Below are 21,412 nucleotides of genomic sequence, written 5' to 3' on the forward strand. Positions count from 1 at the left end.
GGCGGGCGGGGTGGCGGGTAGGACGGGGCGGGTCGGGGCAGCAGGGCGGTACGGGCGGGCAGGGGCAGGGCGGTACGGGGCAGCACGGCGGTACGGGCGGGCAGGGGCAGGACGGGGCGGTACGGGGCAGCACGCAGACGGGCAGACACTTCATCCTCGGAGAACGAAGACCATGGCGACCAAGACCCAGAAGCAGACCATCCAGCGCAAGGCCCGTCAGATGAAGGCGAAGACGGTGAAGGCCGTGTCCCGCGCGGGCAAGCAGGCCAGGCGCGTGCAGGTGACGCTCGGCGATCTGATCGCCGCGGCCTTCGACACCGTGGGAGGCGAGGCTCGCAAGGTCGCCAAGGTGGTCTCTTCGACCGACATGACGCTGGCCACCGGAAGGCACATCGTCTTCGTGGGGTGATGCCTCCGCCGGCCGGGCGCGGACGACCTCAGGGATCCACTCCAGGGCCAGGTGACCGACGTGAAACGCATCCTCATCCCCGGACGCAACTGCTGGACGCGTTCGGAAACGCATGACGCGGGCGTGCTGGTGGACGCCCGGGCCTATTACCGAGAGCTGTACAGGGCCATCCGGAAGGCCCGCCGCTCCATCGTCATCACCGGTTGGCAGTTCGACAGCGACGTGACGTTGCTGCGCGGTGAGGACCTGGAGGAGGCGAACGGAGGCGAGGTCCGGCTGCTGCCGCTGTTGGACCAGCGGTGCCGGGAGAACCCGGAGCTGCACGTCTACATCCTCGCCTGGGACTTCAGCATGCTGCTCGCCATGGAGCGCGAGTGGATGCAGAACGTGCTCTTCAACTGGACCACGAACGAGCGGCTGCGCTTCCGCTTCGACTCCTCCAGTCCGCTCTACGGCGCCCATCACCAGAAGCTCGTCGTCGTCGACGGCGTGATGGCGTTCACCGGGGGCATGGACGTGTGTGACTGCCGCTGGGACGACCGGGACCACGCCGCGCGCTCGGCGCTGCGCTGCGACTCCGGGCGCGACCCGCACGGGCCCTACCACGACGTGCAGACGGTGCTGACGGGCCCCGCGGTGAAGCCGCTCGCGGAGCTGTTCGAGGCGCGCTGGGCGCACTCGGGCGGTGGCGAGCTCCACCTGGAGCCCGTGAACCGCGACGACCTGACCTTCGAGGCGACGATGCCCGCGCCTCCGGGCCCGGTGGCCATCAGCCGCACCTTTGGAAAGACCCTCCTGCCTCCGCAGGAGGAGGTGCAGGAGATCCGCGCGCTGTACGTGGACGCCATCGCCGCGGCCGAGCGCTTCATCTACATCGAGAACCAGTACTTCTCTTCACGCGCCATCTACGACGCGCTCGTCAAGCGCATGCGCGCGGCCGGGCGGCCCCGGCTCCAGGTGATGCTGGTGCTGCCCCGTCAGCCGGAGGCGCTGCGCGAGCAGATCGCCATGGGCGTGGCCCAGGTGCGCCTGTTGCGCTCGCTGCGCGAGGTGGCCTCCGAGACGGGCCACGGCTTCGCGGTGTACGGCTCCGCGGCGAAGGACGAGGACGGCTCGGACGTCTTCACGTACATCCACTCGAAGGTGCTCGTCGTGGATGACGCCTTCATGACCATCGGCTCCGCGAACACGACCAACCGCAGCCTGGGACTGGACTCGGAGCTCAACCTGAGCTGGGAGGCGGAGGCGCCCGGGGACGCGGTGTCGCGCGCCATCCGCCGCGTGCGCGTGTCGCTGATGGCGGAGCACGCGGGGCTCTTTGGCGTGGCCGCGCTGCGCCCGCTGGCGGACGCGACGCACGTGGTGGAGGCGTTGGAGCAACTGGCGCGGGAGGGACGGCACCGGCTGCGCCCGCACCCGCTGGAGACGGTGTTCGACCAGAACCCCCTCTTCAAGCCGCTGGAGCCGGAGGAGCTCCTCATCGACCCGGAGGAGTCGGTGCTGGACGAGTCCCTCTTCGAGGCGCTGCACAAGGGCGACGACGGCCTCTTCGCCTCGGGCGTGCGCCTGCTGTCGCGGTGGCTGGTGGGCAAGTCGTGCGCCACGGCCCGGCACAGCGCCATCCTGCCCTGCGCACCAGGGCAGGAGGAGGGCGGGACGGCGGGGCGCTGAGCGGCGGCGCTCGCGCGGGCTAGCGGCGGGCGAAGTCCACGCCCACGCCGGCGCCCGCGCTCACGCCGCGCACCAGCGTGCCGTCCGGCTGCGGGAAGTGCACCGTGGCGCCCGCGCCCCAGACGTACATGGCGGGCAGCACGCGCTGGCGGAACTCCGCCGCCACCGAGTAGCGGGGCCGGTCGCCCAGGCCCATCACCACCACGCGCGCGATGCCGCGCGACTCGCCGCCCGGGCTGCTGAAGCTCAGGGACACGTCGCCGTCCGCGCGGCCGAAGGCGGAGTACTCCACGGCGCCGCTGGCCACCACCTCCGGGGAGTCCGGCCCGTCGCCGCGCGCCACGGACACCTCCAGGTAGCCGGAGAAGTCCTTGGGCACGCGCTGGTCGGCCTGGGTCTCCTCGGAGAGGCCCACGGCGGAGAAGCGCGCCAGCTCATAGCCCGCGCCGAAGTAGCCGAAGCGGAAGCCGCCGCCCTGCCGGCGCCCCTGCACCGTGACGCTGAGCTGCGTGCCCTTGAAGTTGCCCTCGAACGCGACCCCCAGCAGGCCGCCCACGTCCTGCGCGCCGGCGTTGAGCCGCGCGCCGCCGGCGAGCAGGGCCCACGAGCGCAGCCGCTCGCCCTTGTACATGGCGAACTCGCCGCCCACGGACGCCACCGTGGCCTGCGGCGTCACCCCGCCGGCCTCGCCGAAGTCGTGCGCCGCCGACGCGCGCACCAGGTAGCGGTCGAAGCTCGCCTCGCTGTCGCTGGCGATGCGGCCGATGTCCAGCAGCAGCTCGCCGGAGAACACCCGCGCGGCGAGCACGTCGCTGGCCAGCAGCTGCACGCGCGCGGGCCCCGCGGTGAACGACAGCGTGCCGCCCGCCGGGTGGTAGTCCGGGTTCAGCTGGTTGTCGTAGCGGTTCACCAGGTAGCCGCGCCCCAGGGACTCCTCCAGGAACGGCTGCACGCGCAGGCCGAAGCGGCCGGACTCGTCGCCAATGCGCAGCAGGCGCACCACCTGGCCATAGTCGCTGCGCTCGTCCCAGTCCTCGCGCCGCAGCCACGCGCCGTAGTCCGCGTCCTTCTGCTTCGGCTCGCTGTCCAGCAGCCGGAAGCGCAGCGGCGCGCCCAGCATGAACGCGAAGTCCTCGCCGCCATCCACGCCCAGCGACGGATACGCGTACCCGAACAGGTCCTGCTTCCCGCCTCGCGTCCCGGACGGGAAGCTCAGCGGCCCCACCTCCAGGAGCGCCCGGAACCCGATGCCCCCGGACTCCTCCGCTCCCCCGGAGGACTCCGGCGCGGAGGCGGTCTCCTGCTGCGGATCATTGGGGACCTCCTCGACGGTGGAGGACTGGGAGTGAAGCAGGGCGAGCAGAGCCACGAAGGGAGCACCAGTCATTGGTGCTCACTCTAGTTGGCGAGGGGCGGGGTGGACAGACGAATACCCGGTACGACCCGCGAGCAGGCTTTCCCGGGTATCCGCCTTCGCGTGGGGCGCGTTCAGTTCGTCGGATCCGGCGTGGCGTCCGTCTCCACCTGGGACTTGTCCGTGGAGGTGCCCGTGCGCGGGCTGTCGACATCGCTGTTGATGGCGCCGGAGCTGCTCTCGTCGCTCTCGTCGCTCTCGTCGCTCACGTCGCTCTTGCCGTCGGTGCGGGTGGAGCCGGAGCCGCCAGTGCCCCCCAGGTCGCCTTCGGTGCCCAGGTTGCCCTGCTCATTCGGGTCGCGGTTCTGGTTCACCGCGCCGGAGGGGGACTGGGGGTCGCCCAGCTCGGTGGGCGTGTTCTGCTGCACGTCCCACTTCTGGCCGTCCCGGGTCTTCACGGCCTCGTCGGGAGCGCCGGAGCCGCCGGTGGCCTCGCCCTCGTAGACGGTGGGCGCGTTCATGCGGTCGCGCTTCTCCAGGTCGCTGACGTTGCCCGTCTCCCCGGGCAGCTCCTGCCGCGAGGTGTCCGACGACGAGGAGTCGACGCTCCCGCCGGTGTCCTGGGCGCTGCCCGCGCTGCCCGAGCCTCCCATGGCGCCGGCCTCCGGCGACGAGGCCTCGCGCGTGTTGGAGTTGTGGCTGCAACCGTACAGCGACAGGGCGGCGATCGCCGCCAGCAGGGGAAGCTTCATGGGAAATCTCCGTGCGTGTCGGGTGGGTTCAAGTCGGCTATCGGAAAGTGGGGACGCCCTTCCGGCAGGGACAAGGACGCACACGGGCTCCCGCTACCCGACCCGTACCTGAGCTGCCGGGGAGACGAGCGCCCGGGTGCTGGCCAGGCGACCCGGATGAGGACGCCAATGCCTCGCATCGCGCCTGGCTTCTCCGGCCAGCCCGCAAGCCCGGACACAGGCCGCGTCCGCCAGCCGCGGACACCCCGCTTGACTACGCCTGTAGTCAGGCGTACCTTGCTTCATGACTACAGCTGTCGTCATGAAGGGCAGGGCGCATGAAGAAGCCGGTGGGAGAGCAGGAGCTGGCGGTGCTGCGGTACGTGGCCGAGCACGGCCCGGCGACGGTGGGTGAGGTGGCCGAGCGCTTCGGTGAGGCGCAGGGGCTGGCGCGGTCCACCATCCTGACGGTGATGGAGCGGCTGCGGCTGAAGGGGCACCTGACGCGGACGAAGGTGGACGGGGTGTTCCAGTACGCCTCGCCGGTGGCGCCGCAAGCGCTGCTGCGCGACGTCGTGGGGAACTTCGTGCAGCGCTCGCTCAGCGGGTCGCTGTCGCCGTTCGTCACCTACCTGTCGGAGACGGAGGACGTGTCCGACGAAGAGCTGAAGCAGCTCCAGGACGTCGTGGCGCGCCTGCGCCAGAAGCGGAAGGAGTGAGCCTCATGACGCCTCTCATGACCTCGCCGTGGTGGTCGTCGTGGTCGGAGTCGGTGTGGCGCGCCTCGTGGCAGGGGGCGCTGTGCGCGCTGGCCGTCTGGGTGATTGCCCGGACGGTGCCGCGCCTGCCCGCGGCCCTGCGCGCGGGCCTGTGGTGGTTGGTGGCGCTCAAGTTCGTGCTCACGCTGGGCTGGCCCAGGCCCATGCCCCTGGCGCTGCTGCCCGTGGAGACCGCGCCCGCGCAATCCCAGACGGTCCGCGCGGCGGGCGCCTCATCCCAGACCTCGGGCCAGATGCTCCTGCTGCGCGCCACGCCGGCCGCCGCCACGCGCATCCAGGTGTCCAGGTCCGTGTCGTCGCAAGGACAGACACAGGCCTCCATGGTCGTGACCCCGGAAGTCCCCTCGACGCGCGCGCGGCTCGCGGCCTTCCTCCAGGGCGCGGTGGCGTCGCTGCGCGCGCAGCCGTGGACGGTGGGCCTGGGGTGGGCGCTGCTCGTCCTGTGGGGCGCGGGCGTGGCGTGGAAGGTGCGGGGCCACGTGCGGGCGTGGCGTCAGGTGCGGGGCATGCGGGAGCGGGCGCGGCCCCTGCGTCACCCGGTGCTGGAGGAGGAGGCGGAGTTCCTCGCGAATGAAGCGGGCCTGCGCCGCCCGCCCACGCTGCTCGTGTCGGACGAGGTGGTGAGCCCGCTGGCCGCGGGGCTGGTGTCGCCGGTCATCGTGCTGCCCGCGAAGGCGCTGCGCGACCTGCCGGAGTCCGCGCTGCGGATGGCGCTCGCGCATGAGGTGGCGCACCTGCGGCGCGGAGACCTGTGGCTGGGCTGGGTGCCGGCGCTGGCGGAGACGGTCCTCTTCTTCCACCCGCTCGCGCGCCAGGCGGCCCGTGAGTACGCGCTCGCCCGGGAGGAGGCGTGCGACGCGGAGGCGCTGCGCCTCACCGGCGCGGAGCCCGCGGACTACGGCGAACTGCTCATCGCCTTTGGCATCACCCGGCCTCCGGGCAGCGCAGCGGCGCTCGGGGCGTCGGCCCACCTTCACGCGCTGCACAGGAGGCTCCGCATGCTGGAACATGTCGACGTCGTCCCCACCCAACCCCGCCGGTGGCTGAAGGGGGCGCTGTTCGCCCTCGGCGCCGTGGTCCTGATGCCCTTCCAGGTCGTCGCCAAGGCGCCCGCGGAGGGCGCCGCGCCCGCCGCGAAGGACGCGACCCCCACCCCCATCAAGGTGGGCATCGTCCGGCACCTGCCCGAGGACGCCGCGCCGGCGCCCCGGACGACCGTCACGTCGAGCTCCACCGCGACGCCGAAGCCCGCGGTGACGGAGCACGCCGCCGCGAAGGCGCCCGGGACGCCCGAGGCCGCGCCGCCTCCTGCCTCGCCGGGGACGCCGCGCGCCACGCGGCTCACCGCGCTCGTCCCGCCGCCCGCGCCCGCGCCCATCCCGGCCCATGACAGGCTGGCTCCGGCGCCGCCCGCGCCGCCCGCGCCGCCGGTCGGTGGCAGGCCCACCCCGCCCGCGCCGCCCGCGCCTCCGGTCCGGGGCGCGCTGCCGCCCCTGCTCGCGGCCGCGCCGCGTCCTCCCGCGCCGCCCGCGCCGCCGGACATGGGGCTCGAGGACGGCGACACCTTCGCGTACCTCTCCGACGGCCGCACGATGATGGCCGGCTCCACGGAGGACCTGTACCTGGCGCGCACCTTCAAGCAGCAGGGCAAGGAGCTGCTCTTCGTGCGCCGCGACAACAAGCCCATGCTGATCCGCGACGCGAAGACGCTGGAGCAGGTGCGCAAGCTGCTGGAGGACGCCGGCAGGCTGGGCGACGCGCAGGGCGCGCTCGGCGAGAAGCAGGCGGCCCTGGGCAAGCAGCAGGCCGCGCTGGGCCAGAAGCAGGCGGAGCTGGCCTATCCCATCTCGCAGCTCGCGGCGAAGCACGCCGCCATCGCCTCCAAGCGCGCGGAGCTCGCCGTGGAGCGCGCCCGCCTCCAGTGGCTCGCGGACGGCCCCGACCGCGCCCGCCAGGAGGCGGAGCTCGACAAGCGCGACGAGTCCTTCGACAAGGAGATGGAGGCGCTCGACAAGGAGCAGGAGGCGCTCAGCAGGAAGATGGAGGCGCTGGGCGAGGAGCAGGAGAAGCTCGGCGAGCAGCAGGCGAAGCTCGGTGCGCAGCAGGGGGAGCTGGGCGAGCAGCAGGCCGCCCGGAGCCGCGAGAACCTGAAGAAGGTGATGGCCGTCATCGACGAGGCCATCCGCAAGGGCCTGGCCGAGCCTCTGCCCACCTGAGGACGGAGGGCGCGGCCCCACGGTGACGGCGCACGCGGGGGTTCCCTATACCGGGACCCGGTGTGAAGCCTGTCTCGGAGGTCGCCATGTCCGCCGCCGTCCCGCAGTCCACGTCCCGCACCACCCTCGACATCCTGGTGCGCCGGGTCCGTGAGGGCTCGAGCGCGTGGGTGAAGCTCGCCCTGACGGAGCGCATCCGGCTCCTGGAGGAGCTGCGCCACGCGTACGTCGCCATCGCGGAGCCCAGCGTGCGCGCGGCCTGCGAGGCGAAGGGCATCGACCCCGGCGGTCCACTCGCGGGTGAGGAGTGGCTCGCCGGGCCCATGGTGGTGGTGCGCACCCTGCGGCTGCTCTCGGACGCGCTGAAGGACATCCAGCGGCACGGCGCGCCCGTCATCCCCCCGAAGCACCTGCGCACGCTGGAGGACGGCCGGCTCGCCGCGCGGGTGTTCCCCCGCGACCGGCTGGAGGGGATGCTGCTGCCCGGCGCCACGGGCGAGGTCTACTTCCAGCCCGGCGTCACCGCGGCCAACCTGCGCGAGCACCAGGCGTCCTTCTACCGCCAGCCCCACCCGGGCCGGGTCTGCGCGGTGCTGGGCGGCGGCAACGTCAACTCCATCCCGCCGCTGGACTGCCTCTACAAGCTCTTCGTCGAGGGCACCGTCTGCGTGCTCAAGATGAACCCCGTCAACGCGTACCTGGGCCCGTTCCTGGAGCAGGCCTTCGCCCCGCTCATCGCGCGCGACGCGCTGGCCATCGTGTACGGCGGCGCGGAGGAGGGCGCGCAGCTGGTCCGCCACGACGCGGTGGACGAGGTGCACATCACCGGCAGCGACAAGACCCACGACGCGCTCGTGTGGGGCCCGCCCGGCCCGGAGTCCGACGAGCGCCGGAGGAGGAACGAACCGCTGCTCGGCAAGCCCGTGTCCAGCGAGCTGGGCAACATCTCCCCCGTGGTGGTGGTGCCGGGGCCGTACTCCGACGGCGAGCTGCGCTTCCAGGCGGACGACATCGCGGGCATGGTCTCCAACAACGCGTCCTTCAACTGCAACGCGGCGAAGCTGCTGGTGCAGCCGAGGGACTGGCTCAAGCGCGGCGCGCTGGTGGACCGCATCCAGGCGAGCCTGGCCCGTGCGCCCGTGCGCCGCGCGTACTACCCGGGCGCGCGGGAGCGCTGGCACCAGTTCACCGACGCGCGCCCGAACCTGCGGCTGGTGGGCAACCCCGGCGAGGGCGACCTGGCGTACGCGCTCATTCCGGACGTGGACCCCTCCCGGACGGACGACCGCGTCTTCCGCCACGAGCCCTGGTGCACGGTGCTGTCGGAGACGGGCCTGCCGGGCTCCGACGAGCCGGTGGCCTTCCTGGAGGCCGCGGTGGCGTTCCTCAACGAGAAGGTGTGGGGCACCCTCAACGTGACGCTCATCGTCCACCCGAGGACGCTGCGCGAGCCCCGGGTGCGCGCGGCGGTGGAGAAGGCGGTGCGGGAGCTGCGCTACGGCACGGTGGCCATCAACACCTGGCCCGCGGCGGCGTACGCGCTGGGCAGCCTGCCCTGGGGCGGCCACCCGTCCACGTCGCCCCGGGACGTCCAGAGCGGGCAGGGCTGGGTGCACAACACCTTCATGCTGGAGTCCATCGAGAAGGCGGTGCTGCGCGCCCCGCTCACGTCGCTGCCCGCGCCCCCGTGGGTCCCCGGTCACAAGGGCGTGGCGGCGCTGGGCCGGCGGTTGGTGGAATTCGAGCAGTCCCCGTCCTGGTGGAAGGTCCCCGGTGTCGCCCTGGCCGCGCTGCGCCGGTAGGGGCAGGCGGGGAGGCGGGGAATCGGGGGGCTCGTGGTAGGTAGGGGACCATGGCATCCAGGTACGCGCAAGAGGGTGGGCAGTTGCTCCAGCAGGGCCAGCCCGCGGAGGCGGTGAAGAGCTTCCAGAAGGGCCTCTCCATCGACCCCAAGGACGTGGACTGCCTGATGGGCCTGGTGCGCACCCACCTGAGCACCGGCGCCGCGAAGGAGGCCGAGGGGGCCGTGACGCGGCTGTTGCAGGTGCAGCCGGACAACACGGAGGCGCAGGCCCACCTGGCCATGCTCAAGGCGCAGGCCGGCGACCCGGTGGCGCTGGTGACGCTCAAGGCGCTGGCCGCCGCGCCCACCGCCGGCTACTTCGAGCGCTTCAACCTGGGCACGCTCCTGGCCGAGCGCGGGGACCTGGAGGGCGCGAAGGCCGCCTTCGAGGCCGCCACGGTGGTGGCGCCCCACAGCGTCTACCCGCACTTCGAGCTGGGCCGCATCGCGATGCAGCGCCAGGACACGGCGGCGGCGGCGACGCACTTCGAGCAGGCCTCGGCGCTGGCGCCCCAGGAGTCCCTGCCGCACCTGATGCTGTCGCGCGCGCACGCGGCCAACGGCGCGCTCGGCGCGGCCATCGCCGCGGCCACGAAGGCCCTGGAGCACGCGCAGGGCCGCACGCGCGTGGCGGTGCTGCAGGACCTCTTCCGGCTCTACCTCCAGGCCAACAGCCAGGACGCGGCCCGCCGCACCATCCTGGAGCTGCGCGAGCTGGACCCCGCGCAGGTCCGCTACGTCCACCTGCACGGCCTGGCGAGCATGCTGGCCGGGGACCTGGCGGAGGCGAAGGCCCTCTTCGCCGAGGCGCTCCAGCGCGCGCCGCACCAGTGGGACATCCGCCACTCGCTGGCGCAGGCGCACGAGGCCCTGGGCGAGCGCGCCGAGGCCCGCAGGCTCCTGGAGGAGACCGTGGCGGCGGCGCCCCACGAGCCCGGCCCCACCAACGACCTGGTGCGCCTGCTGATGGGGGACCAGGACCACGCGCGGGCCCGCGTGCTGCTGGAGCGCGTGCTGGAGGCGAACCCGCAGGACGCGCTCACGCACCTGAACCTGGCGCGCGCCACCCAGCCGTTCGACCGGGCGGAGGCCACCCGGCACGCGAAGCAGGCGCAGTCCCTGGGCGCGGACGCCACCGTGAAGGAGCAGGCGGCGCAGCTCCTCACGGAGCTGGGCGGCTGACGCGGGCCGTCTTCCCCCGGCCCACGCCCGTGCCTACCTTCAGGCGCGGTCCAACCGCGGGGGGAGGCGTGATGCGCAAGGCGGAGCAGGCACTCATCGAGCAGCTCGAGGCGCGCTTTCGCGAGGTGACGCGGCTGCTCTACACGACGTCCATCCCCGCGTCGGTGCTGGACGCGGAGCTGCTGCCGATGCTCTCGGAGGACATCACCTTCACCGACCCCTGGCAGAAGGGGGGCGGCAAGGAGACCTACCGCAAGGGCGCGGCGGGCTTCCACTGCATGTTCCGCTTCGACTTCGACATCTTCCAGCTCAACGTCGAGCTGGAGCCGGATGGGAAGCGCGGGCGGGCCATCGTGGACGGGGTGATGAACCTCAAGCAGCTCGCGTGGCTCTACACGTACCCGCTGCGCACCCTCCTGGTCTACGACTTCACGCTCCAGCGCGGCGAGGACGGCGGCGAGGTGCTGCCGCTCATCCACGCGCACGAGGAGATGTGGAGCTTCGGCGACATGATCGCCAACGTGCCCGGCGTGGGGAGGCTCTACGACCGCTTCCGCAGCGCCTTCAGCGTGGGCTTCCTGGCGGCGTCCGCGGTGTGCGGGCGCCTCAAGCAGGCCCCCTGAGGCGGGCTTCGTCCTTCACCGCCCGAACAGCCCGCGGCGCTTGTGCTGCTGCAGGGCCTGGCCGCCCAGCCGCGACAGGCGCTGGCCCAGGATGCGGCTCATCTCCAGCGCGACGGCGGGGTTGGCCATCATCACGCCGCGGAAGTCCTCGCGGCCCACCGCGGCCAGCTCGCACGGCATGGTGGTGACGGCGGTGGCGTTGCGCGGCTCGCCCGTGAGCAGGGCCAGCTCTCCGAAGAAGCCGCCCTGCTTCACCGTGGCCACCGTCTGCCGGTTGCCGTCCTTCATGGCCACCTCGCCGGAGATGACCACGTAGAAGGTCTCGCCCGCGTCGCCCTGGCGGAACAGCTCCGTGCCCGCGGGCGTCTGGAGCAGCTCCGCGCCGCGCGCCACCGTCTCCAGCTCCTCGCCACTCAGCGGCGCCAGGAAGTCCAGCTTGCGCAGGGTCATCGCCAGCGACGACGCCAGGCCCGCGCCCAGCGGTGGCTCCGACGTGAGGAACTCCACCGCCTGCGCCACCTGGGAGCGCCGCGCCACGAGGATGACGTTGTGCCCCGCCTTCAGCTGCGTGTTGCCCTCCGGCAGCGCGGTGTGGCCCTGCGGATCCACCAGCGCGATGAAGATGCACTCGCGCGGGAAGCCCCCCATGCCGCGCACCTGCGCCACCGTCTGCCCCGCCACCCGGGCGCGCACGGGGATGGCCAGCTCGAAGAGGAGCGCGTCGCCGCTGCTGAGCGGCAGCGACCCGGACACCTGCGGGAAGTCGATGGCGGTGGTCATCTTCGAGACCACCACGTCCGCCTCGGCCACCAGCTCCTTCACGCCCGCCAGCCGGTACGCGTCGCGGTAGCTCGTGTCCAGCATCCGCACCATCAGGCGCGCGCTGGACGTGGAGCGCACCAGCATGGCGAAGGCCAGGTTCGCCGGGTCGTGCGCCAGCACCGCCGCCGCCACGTCCGCCGTCCCGATGCCCGCCGCCTCCAGCACGCGCGGGTTGGTGGCGTCCCCGCACACCGTCACCACGCCCACCTCCTCGAAGAGGCGCGAGCAGATGCCGGCGTCGCGTTCGATGACCGTCACCGTGTGCTGCTCCGACACGAGCCGCGCCGCCAGCGCGCCGCCCACCCGTCCTCCCCCCGCGATGACGATCTTCATGACGCCTTGTGCTCCTTGCTGTCCATGTTCGCGTGCCCGCCGTGCAGCACCTTCTCCAGGTCCAACATCCGCGCGTCCAGGTGCGCCAGCATCTCCTCCGCCGTCGCCTCCGGGATCAGCCCGTTGCGCCGCGCGCCCTGCAACGCCGTGCGCTCCGCGTCGATGAGCCGCCGGCGCGTGCTCAGCAGGTCCTTCGCCCCTTCCGCCAGGTGCTGCTCGCTGATGCGCCGCAGCTCCCGCTCCGCCCGGGCGATGTTCACCTGGTACTCGCTGCGCAGGTGCTCATAGGCCGCGCGCGGCAGCAGGCCCTGCGAGTGCAGCGCGTCCAGCTCGACATGCGCCGCGCGGCTGGCGATGAGCTTCCCGCGCTGCTCCGCCATCTCCAGCGCCACCGCGTCCTGCTGGAACAGCCCCAGCGCCTTGAGCGCGCCCGTGAGCATCAGCCCCTGGCCCACCATGGACACCAGCGTGACGCCGAACGCGATGGAGACAATCTGCTCGCGCGCGGGCGTGGTCTCCGGAAGCCCCAGCGCCAGACCGATGGACAGCGCGCCCTTGATGTTGCCCACCAGGAACACGTGCTGCCAGCGCACCGGGATGGACTCCGCCGGCTTGAGCAGCCGCAGGAGCAGGAAGGGCAGGTAGATGGCCACCGCGCGCCCCACCACCACCGCCACCACCGCGATGCCCACGCCCGGCAGGTGCCCCTGGAGCGCCTCCGGCCGCGTGTCCAGGCCCACGGAGAGGAAGAGGAACGTGTTGACGCCGAAGGTGGCGTACTCCCAGAAGGAGTGGATGGCCACCTGGCTCTGCGGCGGCACCTCCCGCCGCAGCGTCACGCCCACCGCCAGCCCCGCCACCACCGCGGAGATGGCGCCGGACAGGTGCACCTCTTCCGCCATCAGGTAGGACGCCAGCGCCACCGCCGTCGTCACCATGATCTCCGCGAGCGGATCCTCCGCGCGCCGGATGACGAAGCCGCCCAGGAGGCCCAGCGCCAGCCCCACCACCGCGCCGCCCACCGAGGCGAGCAGCACGTGGCCGCTCAGGGACCCCAGCGAGGGCGCCAGGCCGCCGGCCACCACCGACGCGATGGCCGTGTACGCCACCAGCGCGGTGCCGTCGTTGAAGAGGCTCTCGCCCTGGATGATGCCCGCCAGCCGCCCGGGCACCGGCGCGCGACGGAAGGCGTAGAGGATGGACACCGTGTCCGTCACCGCGAGGATGGAGCCCAGCAGGAGCGCGGGCCCCCACGCCAGGTGCAGCATCCAGTGCAGCGCGGCGCCGGTGGCGCCGATGGCCAGGATCATCCCCAGGGTGGAGAGCAGGCCAATGGGGACCGCGCTCGCGCGGATGCCGTTGAGGTCCGCGGTGATGCCGCCCTCGAAGAGCAGGAGCGGCAGGCATATGAGGAACACCACCTGGGGGTTGAGCGGGGGCACCCCCGGCAGCAGGTGTGCGACGGAGATGAGCAGGCCACCAAGCACCAGCGCGACGTTGTACGGCACGCTGGCCCGCTTGGCGGCGATGGCGAGTGCGATGGCGGCCACCATCAGGCCGATGAGGATGGGTACTTCCAGCAGCACGTGGGCTCCATCAGTGCCAGGGGAGGGCGCGAAGCTTTCCAGATTCACGCGGACCGTGCACGGCCACCGTCCGCTTTTCGTCGCCCGCCCCGAGGCCCCGCCCGCCTGCCTTCCCTCCCTTGAAACACGCCCTGGCGGCGGGGCGTCCGCGTGGTACAGCAGCAGCCCTGATGAACTCCGGCTCGCTGGACCCCCTGGTGCTCTCCGTCACGGCCCTGCGCAAGAGGTATGGCGACCGGGCGGCCGTGGACGGCATCTCCTTCGACGTGCGCCGCCGCGAGATCGTGGGGCTCCTGGGCCCCAACGGCGCGGGCAAGAGCACCACCATCAACATGCTGCTGGGCGTGCTCCAGCCCACCTCCGGCACCATCCGCATCGAGGGCACGGACCTGGAGACCCAGCGGGTGAAGGCGCTGTCGCGCACCAACTTCGCCGCCGTCTACGCGCCCCTGCCCGGCAACCTCACCGTGGCCCAGAACCTGCGCGTCTTCGGCCTCATCTACGGCGTGAAGGGGCTGTCCGCCCGCATCGAGGCGCTGCTGGAGGAGTACGACCTGGAGCGCTTCCGCGACACCAAGTGCGGCGTGCTGTCCTCCGGCGAGCAGACGCGCGTGTCCCTGGCCAAGGCCATGCTCAACGAGCCCCGCCTGCTGCTGCTGGACGAGCCCACCGCGTCGCTGGATCCGGCCACCGCGCTGGACATCCGCACCCGCATCAAGGCCTTCGCCGCGAGGGGCGACAGCGGCGTGCTGTGGACGTCCCACAACATGTACGAGGTGGAGTCCGTCTGCGACCGCGTCCTCTTCCTGGCGCGCGGCCGGGTGCTGCTGGAGGGCGACCCGAAGACGCTGCCCCGCGAGCACGGCAGGTCCACGCTGGAGGAGCTGTTCATCGCGGTGGCCAACGAGCCGCTGTCGCTGGAGAGGAGCGAGGCGCCATGAACCTGAGCCACGTCGCGGGCATCGCGCTGCGCCAGTTCTATCTCTACAAGGGCAACTTCGCGCGCGTGGTGCCGCTGTTCGCGTGGGTGGCCATCGACATGGTGCTGTGGGGCTTCATGACCCGGTACCTCAACCAGGTCACCTCCTCCGGCTACGACTTCGTGCCCGCGCTGCTGGGCGCGGTGCTGCTCTGGGACTTCTTCGCGCGCGTGATGCAGGGGCTGACCACGGGCTTCTTCGAGGACGTCTGGTCGCGCAACTTCCTCAACGTCTTCGCCACGCCGCTCACGCTGCCGGAGTACGTGGGGGGCCTGGTGGTGACGAGCATCGTGACCAGCGCCATCGGCCTCGCCGTCATGCTCCTGATGTCCACGGCGGTGTTCGGCCTGTCCTTCGCGGCCTACGGGGCGATGTTCATCCCCTTCGTGATGGTGCTGTTCCTCTTCGGCATCGCGCTGGGCATCCTCAGCAGCGCGCTGGTGCTGCGGCTGGGCCCCGCGTCGGAGTGGTTCGTCTGGCCCATCCCCAGCCTGCTGTCCCCGTTCGTGGGCGTCTTCTACCCGCTGTCCACGCTGCCGGAGTGGATGCAGTGGGTCGCGAAGCTGCTGCCCCCGTCCTACGTCTTCGAGGGCGTGCGCACGCTGGTGGCCGGCGGCGAGTTCTCCGGCGCCACGCTCGGCTGGGGCTTCGCGCTGGCGCTGCTGGACATCGTGGTGGCCGGCTGGGTCTTCCAGCGCGTGTACCGCTACGCGGTGCGCACGGGCCTGCTGGCCCGCTACAGCGCGGAGAGCGTGAGCTAACGCCGGACGCGCAGGAGCAGGTCCTTCCGCGGGCCGCACTCGCCCCGGCCGTCGCAGTTGCTGGTGGTGACGTACAGGTGGCCGTCCGGGCCCATCAGCACGTCGCGCAGGCGGCCCCAGGTGTCTCGCAGGTACACCTCGTGCCGCGTCACGCGCCGGGGGTCCCGCGCGTCGAACTCCACCCGGTGCAGGTGCCGGGACTTGAGCGTGCCCACCAGCAGCGACCCCCGCCACTCCGGGATCGCGCTGCCCGTGTAGACGGCGGCGCCGCCCGGGGGCATGGCGTCGTCGAAGGTGAGCGACGGGGTGACGCGCCCGCTCCGCGTCTCGCACGAGTAGATGCCGGGCCAGCCCAGGTTGTCGCCCGCCTTCACCACGTTCACCTCGTCGTGGCCAAAGCGCATCGTCTCGCCGCTGGGGCCGTGGTCGGTGACGTACAGCGTGGTGGCGTCCCTCCAGTCAAAGCCTTGCGTGTTGCGCACGCCCAGGAGGAACGCGGGCGAATTCGGAAAGGGATTGTCCTGGGGCACCGCCCCGTCCGGCGTCAGCCGCAGCAGCTTGCCCGCGGGGCTGGCCGCGTCCTGGGACAGGTCCGGGTCGCGCGAGTCCCCCGTGCCCACGTACAGCATGCCGTCCGGTCCGAAGCGCAGCCGCCCGCCGTCGTGGTACTTCGCGGACGGGATGTTCGCGAAGATGACGCGCTCGAAGGTCGCGCTCGTGCCGTCCGGTGACAGCGTCCAGCGCTCCACCCGGTTCTGCGCCTTCCCGTCCGCCTGGGTGGTCACGTACAGGTAGAACTGGCGGTTCGTCGCGAAGTCCGGGGGCGCGGCGATGCCCAGCAGGCCGCCCTCGCCGTTCGCCGACAGGGGCAGCGTGGCCACGGGCGCGGGCCGCAGCTGGCCTCCTCGCAGGAGCCGCACGCGGCCCGGCCGCTCGGTGATGAGCGCGTCTCCGCCCGGCAGGAAGGCCACGCCCCAGGGGACCTCCAGCCCCTCGGCCACCACGTCCACGGTGATGGGCACGCCGCCGTCCGGCCCCCAGCCGTCCTCCACCAGGAGGCAGTCCGCGGCGGAGGCCGTCCCCTGCGCCTGGCTCTTGCGGCAGGCGGAGGCGGAGGCGGTGAGCACCATGAGGGCGGACAGGAGCAGGCGTCGGGAGCGCATGGGGACAATCTAGCGTTGGTGAACGCGGCCCACCGACCCGGAAGGGGGGCAGGCGAGCGCGCTCGCGACTGGAAGACGGTGCGGGATGGCGTTGTCCCGGCTCCTGTCGTGGGCACCTTGCTCGGGCGGGTTCAACGACACCAGGGCCCGGCGGGAGGCAATTCCATGGCGCGCATCGCGGTCATCGTGGCGAACGACTTCGAGGACTCCGAGTTCCAGGTCCCCTACGACAAGCTCAAGCAGGCGGGCCACGAGCCCGTCGTCATCGGCGTGGAGGCAGGCAAGACGCTCAAGGGAAAGAAGGGCGCGGAGCTCCGCGCGGAGAAGGCGGTGAAGGACGTGAAGGCCGCGGACTTCGCCGCGCTGCTGATTCCCGGCGGCTACTCGCCGGACCACCTGCGCATGGACATCGCCATGGTCGGCTTCGTGCGCGACTTCTTCAAGGCGGACAAGCCCATCGCCGCCGTGTGCCACGCGCCGTGGATGCTGGTGGAGGCGGACATCGCGGACGAGCGCACCGTCACCTCGTTCCCCTCCATCAAGACGGACCTCATCAACGCCGGCGCGCGCTGGGTGGACCGCCAGGTGGTGGAGGACGGCAACCTCATCACGTCCCGCAAGCCGGAGGACCTGGAGGCCTTCAGCGCCGCGCTGCTGCGCCAGCTGAAGGACGGCATCGCCCCACGTCTGGAGTCACCTCTGGCCCCGGAGGCCGCCGCGGATCGCGCACCCCCCGTGCACTGAGCCGCCAACAGGGCGGAACATGGTCTTACAGGACCTGGGTCCCTGGGGTGCCACGCGCGCCCCAGGGACTTTTGTCGTGGCCCGGCGGCGGACGCCGCGCTCCCTCCCTGCCCCCAGTCTCCAGAGGGAGGACATGGCGGGACGGCCTGCCCGCCCGCGGACGCATGGCGTTGTCGGGGCGCTGCGTCAGGCTTTTGTTGATCTGGAATTGTTCCGTTGTCTTTGGTTCTCCGATACAAGACACTCAGACGTTAGTACGGGGTTTCTCCAACCCCAGGGGAGTCATTTTATCCCTGAATTTTACAGTTGAGTTGCCATTGTGCAGCGGGGTTGTTTATTCTCCGGTCTGCATCGACCTCTCGACGGACCGTGCCCACACGGGCGGTCACTGTGGACGCTCTCCATGAATCCGGCTCCTCGAAACGTCGCGTCCCAGCCCCGTCAGGTAGTCCGCGCAGTGCTGAACGAAGCGCTGGAGAGCAAGCTGGGCGGTGAGGTGGTGGTGAAGTCCACCACGGTCTCCGGCCGCATCTTCGTGGTGGAGCGCAAGGTGGCGTGGACGGTGCTCACGGGCCCCGGCGCGCGCAGCTTCTCCACGGCGCTCATCGACGCGAACCTGGTGAGCCGCGACGACGTCGAGCAGGTGATGGCGGAGTGCCGCAAGAGCGGCGGCAACTTCTGCGAGACGCTGGTGGCGTGGGGCCTGGTGCCGCGCGACACGCTGCGAGACCTGCTGTGCCGCCACGTGGGCGCGCAGCTGGGGGTGCTCTTCGGGCTGACGGAGGCCCAGGCCCTCTTCGTGCCGCAGCCGCGCTCCTACTCCAGCCAGCTGACGTTCGAGCTGGCGGAGCTGACAACCGAAGCAATGCCGACACAACCGGCCGTTCCGCAGTCGCAGTCCATCTCGGGTCCCCCCGTTCTACTGGAAGGTGAAGTCATGGCGAATGTGAAGCAGGCGCTGGAAGAGGCGATGAAGATTGAAGGGGCGTTCGCGGCTTGTCTTGTGGACGCGAACAGCGGGATGACGCTGGGGAGCCTCGGGGCCGCGGGGTTCAACGTCGACGCGGCGGCGGCGGGCAACACGGAGGTGGTGCGCGCGAAGATGAAGACGATGAAGGCCCTGGGCATCAAGGACCGCATCGAGGACATGCTCATCACCCTCGGCGAGCAGTACCACATCCTCCGGCCGCTCACGTCCCGCGAGGGGCTGTTCCTCTACATCGCGCTGCACCGCGCGAACTCGAACCTGGCGATGGCGCGCTTCCGGATGGCGGAGCTGGAGAAGAACATCCAGCTCTGAGGCTTCAGCGCCCTGGAGCAGGCCCATTCCGCCCGTCTCCCCGGAAGGGGAGACGGGCGGTGGCGTTTCAACGGCTCAGTGGTCGCCCGCGCGCTGCTCGCCGGCTTCCACGCGCAGGGCCAGGCGGTTGCCGCGCGGGGGGAGCGGGCAGGTGGCGAAGCGCGTGAAGGCGCACGGCGGATTGTAGGCGCGGTTGAAGTCCAGCACGACGCGCCCGTCCTTGTCCGGCAGCGGCGCGGAGAGGAAGCGGCCGGCGCCGTAGGTGGTGTCGCGGTTCGTCTCGTCGCCGAAGATGATGAACAGCTCGTCCGAGCCCTCCTCCGCCACGGGCATCAGGCGGTGCTCCTTGCCCGCCACCGTGAAGACGAGCGTGCCGGCGGACTTCATCTCCTCCGCGTACCCCAGCACCGTGGGCACGCTGAGCGTGCGAGGCTCTTCGTCCGGTACCAGCCGCGCCTCCACCTTCCACGCCTCGCTCGCCGGATACATCGGGATGCCGTGGAACTGCTTGCGCGCCGCGGCCTCCGAGTCCTTCACCCGCACGCCCAGCCGGTCCTTCCGGTGGATGACCTGAAAGCTCACGCTGCCCAGGCGCAACACATCCGGCGCTCCCGGGTCGTCTGTCTTCAGCGCGCCGCCCGTGAAGGGCTTGCCCTCCAGCGTGAAGGCCACGCCCTCCGCGGGCTGGAAGCTCACGGCGTCGCCGTGACGCACGAAGGTCCCCGCCCTGGCCGGCACCGGCGCGGGCAGGGGCACCGCGCTGTCGGGCGCGGAGCCGGCCGTCTGCTCGCCCTCCTTCAGCCACGTGAGCCCCACCAGCGTCAGCCAGCCGTCCGGCGACGTCAGGTGTCGCAGCCGCTCGGCCTGCCACGCCTGGGTGGCGGCGGCGAGGTCCTCCGCGGGGGCCTTCGTCCGCGCCGTCTGCGCGGCGGGCTTGGGGAGGGGCTTCGCGGGCGGCGAGGCCTGCAGGGCCAGGGACAGGACCAGGGCGAGGGTGCTCATGCGAAAGGGGCCTCGGAGGAGGGGAGTGGGGCGCTGGGGACAAGGTGTAACAGGCGCCGGCTTTCGTTGCGCGCCGTGCTCCCGCCGTGCGAAGGCTGGGGGACCTTCCCGTGAACCTGGAGCTCCACCCCGCGACCCCGGCCAGTGCCCTGCGCAAGCTCGCGCTGGGGACGTGGCGCGCGCCCCGCGACCCCAGCGCCTACGCGTCGCTGGAGGTCCGCATGGAGCCGGCGCTCGCGTTCATGGCCTCGCACCGCGCGCGCACGGGCCGCCGGCTGACGGTGACGCACCTGGTGGCCAAGGCCGCGGCGGACGCGCTGCGCCGCCATCCGGAGGCCAACGTCGTGCTCCGGGGCCAGCGCCCGTGGCTGCGCGAGGACGTGGGCGTCTGCGTGCTGGTGGTGCAGCCGGCGGGCGGCGCGGCGCGCGTGGACCTGACCACCGCCACCGTGCACCGCGCGGATGAGAAGTCATTGGAGGCGTTGGCGGACGCCCTGGAGGCGCGGGTGTCGCGGGTCCGCGCGCGCGAGGACGTGGAGATCGAGCGGGGCAAGCGCCGCTCGTCGCTGCTGCCCGGCTGGTTGATGGGCCCCGCGCTGCGGCTCCTGTCCTTCGTCTGGTACGGCCTGAACGTGGACCTGCGCGGGGTGGGCATGCCGTTCGATCCGTTCGGCTCCGTGGCGGTGACGAACCTGGGCTCGCTGGGGCTGGAGCAGGGCTTCGTCGCCATGGTGCCCTACACGCGCGTGCCGCTGCTGCTGGCGCCCGGGCGCGTGCGGGACGTGCCCGTGGTGGAGGCCGGCGCGCTGGTGCCCGGCAAGGCGATGACGCTCACCTGCACCTGGGACGCGCGCCTCCTCGACGTGGACCTGGTCGCGCGGGTGCTCCGGCACATCGGCGGCGCGCTGGAGGATCCCCGGGGGTGGGATGCACCTGGGGCCGAAGCGCGATAGAACGGGGCCGTCATCCGGAGGTCAGCGCCATGTCCGTGGATCCCTATCGTCGCGTCGGCTCGTCCCGCCCCGTCGGGCGGGTGTTGAGCGGTCAGGACCGCTTCGAGAAGGAGGCCCTGGAAGGTCCCCCTGAAGGTCCCCTGGCCATGGATCGCCGCCAGCGCATGGCCGGCGGACCGCTGCCGGTGAACGGCGAGAGCCCCTTCGCCGCGAAGCTGCGCAAGCTGGCCGCGTCCAACCCGGACGGCGAGGCGGACTGAGCGCCGGCCCTTCGCGCGCAGGACCCGGGCGTGCCCGGCGCCGCCAGGGCCCGCTCCCTCTTCCGGTGACCCCCGCCTTCGGGCTAGGCACGGGGACCTGACCGCCGGTGCCGGTGGTCACTCACCGGGACTGGGGGTACTGATGCGGAAGGCACACGCGGTGGCGGCGTCGCTGGCGGCGCTGATGCTGGGGCAGACGGGCTGCTATCGGACGAGCATCGTCACGAACCTGCGGCCGGAGCCCCAGGTCCACCAGGACCGGCAGTGGTTCACGGTGGCGGGCCTGGTGCCCGTGTCCAGTCCCCCTGGCAGCGAGTGCAAGCACGGCGTCGCGTGGGCGCAGAGCCGGGTGACGCCCGGGGACTTCCTCATCCAGGCGGGCCTGGCGGTGGCGGGCGCGCTGGTGGGCGGCGCGGTGTGCGCGGGCGGCAACCGGACGGACGAGGAGCGCGGCAACTGCGCCGCGGTGGGCATGCTGCTGCCCTCGGTGCTGGTGGGCTCGCGCACCGTGGCCTACGCCTGCGCGTCGGAGTCCCCGAACTTCAGCCCGCGTCAGGAGCTGTCGGGCCCGGAGACGCCGGTCCCCGTCCCCGGCGAGGCGAACGCGCCGGAGGAGGGCGAGGTCCCGGTGCCCGGGACCCCGACCCCGCCGCCGCTGCCGCCGCCCGGCGCGGTGCCGGAGTCGAGCCCCGGGCTCTGA

General features: G+C 72.2%; 20 protein-coding genes. 14 read left to right on the plus strand and 6 right to left on the minus strand.

The features are described 5' to 3' along the window. The first annotated feature begins 172 nt into the window (after nt 1-172). Nucleotides 173-409, plus strand: coding sequence for a chaperonin (locus tag U8525_RS07495; protein ID WP_374263064.1), 237 nt, complete (start codon nt 173-175; stop codon nt 407-409). A 60-nt stretch (nt 410-469) separates the two neighbouring features. Beyond that, on the plus strand, nt 470-2,080 hold the full coding sequence (locus U8525_RS07500) for a phospholipase D-like domain-containing protein (RefSeq protein WP_374263067.1): 1,611 nt from the start codon (nt 470-472) through the stop codon (nt 2,078-2,080). 19 nt (nt 2,081-2,099) lie between these two features. Here U8525_RS07500 and U8525_RS07505 read toward each other — a convergent pair whose 3' ends face one another. Both U8525_RS07505 and U8525_RS07510 read right to left on the minus strand, forming a co-directional pair. Then, nucleotides 2,100-3,449: a hypothetical protein gene (locus U8525_RS07505; RefSeq protein ID WP_374263069.1), complete on the minus strand. Its 1,350-nt coding sequence runs from the start codon at nt 3,447-3,449 to the stop codon at nt 2,100-2,102. 119 nt (nt 3,450-3,568) lie between these two features. Next, the gene (locus U8525_RS07510) at nt 3,569-4,186 is read right to left on the minus strand and encodes a hypothetical protein (protein ID WP_374263072.1); all 618 of its coding nucleotides are present in this window, start codon (nt 4,184-4,186) and stop codon (nt 3,569-3,571) included. Between the two features lie 317 nt (nt 4,187-4,503). On the opposite strand from U8525_RS07510, the gene U8525_RS07515 reads away from it, so the two are divergent. From U8525_RS07515 to U8525_RS07535, 5 genes are all read left to right on the plus strand, one after another. Next, nucleotides 4,504-4,884: a BlaI/MecI/CopY family transcriptional regulator gene (locus U8525_RS07515; protein ID WP_374263074.1), complete on the plus strand. Its 381-nt coding sequence runs from the start codon at nt 4,504-4,506 to the stop codon at nt 4,882-4,884. Between the two features lie 5 nt (nt 4,885-4,889). Continuing rightward, the gene (locus tag U8525_RS07520; protein WP_374263077.1) at nt 4,890-7,160 is read left to right on the plus strand and encodes a M56 family metallopeptidase; all 2,271 of its coding nucleotides are present in this window, start codon (nt 4,890-4,892) and stop codon (nt 7,158-7,160) included. Between the two features lie 86 nt (nt 7,161-7,246). After that, nucleotides 7,247-8,962 (plus strand): aldehyde dehydrogenase, encoded by a 1,716-nt coding sequence (locus tag U8525_RS07525; RefSeq protein ID WP_374263079.1) that lies wholly within the window; start codon nt 7,247-7,249, stop codon nt 8,960-8,962. Nucleotides 8,963-9,012: 50 nt separating this feature from the next. Beyond that, nucleotides 9,013-10,185 carry a tetratricopeptide repeat protein gene (locus U8525_RS07530; RefSeq protein WP_374263082.1) on the plus strand — a complete coding sequence of 391 codons (1,173 nt, stop codon included), beginning with the start codon at nt 9,013-9,015 and terminating at the stop codon, nt 10,183-10,185. A 71-nt stretch (nt 10,186-10,256) separates the two neighbouring features. Further along, the gene (locus U8525_RS07535) at nt 10,257-10,808 is read left to right on the plus strand and encodes a hypothetical protein (protein ID WP_374263084.1); all 552 of its coding nucleotides are present in this window, start codon (nt 10,257-10,259) and stop codon (nt 10,806-10,808) included. A gap of 15 nt (nt 10,809-10,823) precedes the next feature. Here U8525_RS07535 and U8525_RS07540 read toward each other — a convergent pair whose 3' ends face one another. Together U8525_RS07540 and U8525_RS07545 are read right to left on the minus strand one after the other, a co-directional pair. Continuing rightward, complete coding sequence (locus U8525_RS07540; RefSeq protein ID WP_374263087.1) at nt 10,824-11,963, minus strand: cyclic nucleotide-binding domain-containing protein; 1,140 nt, start codon at nt 11,961-11,963, stop codon at nt 10,824-10,826. Next, on the minus strand, nt 11,960-13,549 hold the full coding sequence (locus tag U8525_RS07545) for a cation:proton antiporter (RefSeq protein WP_374263089.1): 1,590 nt from the start codon (nt 13,547-13,549) through the stop codon (nt 11,960-11,962). Before U8525_RS07545 ends, U8525_RS07540 begins: the two co-directional genes overlap by 4 nt. A 170-nt stretch (nt 13,550-13,719) precedes the next feature. Between U8525_RS07545 and U8525_RS07550 the strand changes: the two genes are divergently transcribed. Then, a complete protein-coding gene (locus tag U8525_RS07550; RefSeq protein ID WP_374263092.1) occupies nt 13,720-14,490 on the plus strand; it encodes an ABC transporter ATP-binding protein in 771 nt (256 codons plus the stop codon). Continuing rightward, on the plus strand, nt 14,487-15,290 hold the full coding sequence (locus U8525_RS07555; protein WP_374263095.1) for an ABC transporter permease: 804 nt from the start codon (nt 14,487-14,489) through the stop codon (nt 15,288-15,290). Before U8525_RS07550 ends, U8525_RS07555 begins: the two co-directional genes overlap by 4 nt. On the opposite strand, the gene U8525_RS07560 is transcribed toward U8525_RS07555, so the two are convergent. Then, on the minus strand, nt 15,287-16,453 hold the full coding sequence (locus U8525_RS07560) for a sorbosone dehydrogenase family protein (protein WP_374263098.1): 1,167 nt from the start codon (nt 16,451-16,453) through the stop codon (nt 15,287-15,289). The two genes, U8525_RS07555 and U8525_RS07560, sit on opposite strands and share 4 nt — an antisense overlap. A gap of 165 nt (nt 16,454-16,618) precedes the next feature. On the opposite strand from U8525_RS07560, the gene U8525_RS07565 reads away from it, so the two are divergent. Both U8525_RS07565 and U8525_RS07570 read left to right on the plus strand, forming a co-directional pair. Continuing rightward, nucleotides 16,619-17,197, plus strand: a complete 579-nt coding sequence (locus U8525_RS07565; RefSeq protein WP_374263101.1) for a type 1 glutamine amidotransferase domain-containing protein — start codon at nt 16,619-16,621, stop codon at nt 17,195-17,197. A 457-nt stretch (nt 17,198-17,654) separates the two neighbouring features. After that, nucleotides 17,655-18,497, plus strand: coding sequence for a hypothetical protein (locus U8525_RS07570; RefSeq protein ID WP_374263104.1), 843 nt, complete (start codon nt 17,655-17,657; stop codon nt 18,495-18,497). A gap of 75 nt (nt 18,498-18,572) precedes the next feature. Here the strand turns inward: U8525_RS07570 and U8525_RS07575 are convergent, their stop codons facing one another. Next, nucleotides 18,573-19,499: a DUF1684 domain-containing protein gene (locus tag U8525_RS07575; protein ID WP_374263107.1), complete on the minus strand. Its 927-nt coding sequence runs from the start codon at nt 19,497-19,499 to the stop codon at nt 18,573-18,575. 110 nt (nt 19,500-19,609) lie between these two features. On the opposite strand from U8525_RS07575, the gene U8525_RS07580 reads away from it, so the two are divergent. The 3 genes from U8525_RS07580 to U8525_RS07590 all read left to right on the plus strand — a co-directional run bounded on the left by U8525_RS07580 (nt 19,610) and on the right by U8525_RS07590 (nt 21,412). Continuing rightward, nucleotides 19,610-20,452 (plus strand): 2-oxo acid dehydrogenase subunit E2, encoded by an 843-nt coding sequence (locus U8525_RS07580; protein WP_374263110.1) that lies wholly within the window; start codon nt 19,610-19,612, stop codon nt 20,450-20,452. Nucleotides 20,453-20,481: 29 nt separating this feature from the next. Then, the gene (locus tag U8525_RS07585; RefSeq protein ID WP_374263113.1) at nt 20,482-20,712 is read left to right on the plus strand and encodes a hypothetical protein; all 231 of its coding nucleotides are present in this window, start codon (nt 20,482-20,484) and stop codon (nt 20,710-20,712) included. 142 nt (nt 20,713-20,854) lie between these two features. Continuing rightward, nucleotides 20,855-21,412, plus strand: a complete 558-nt coding sequence (locus tag U8525_RS07590) for a hypothetical protein (RefSeq protein WP_374263115.1) — start codon at nt 20,855-20,857, stop codon at nt 21,410-21,412.

This window comes from Corallococcus sp. RDP092CA, from assembly GCF_041903675.1.
GTDB lineage: Bacteria > Myxococcota > Myxococcia > Myxococcales > Myxococcaceae > Corallococcus.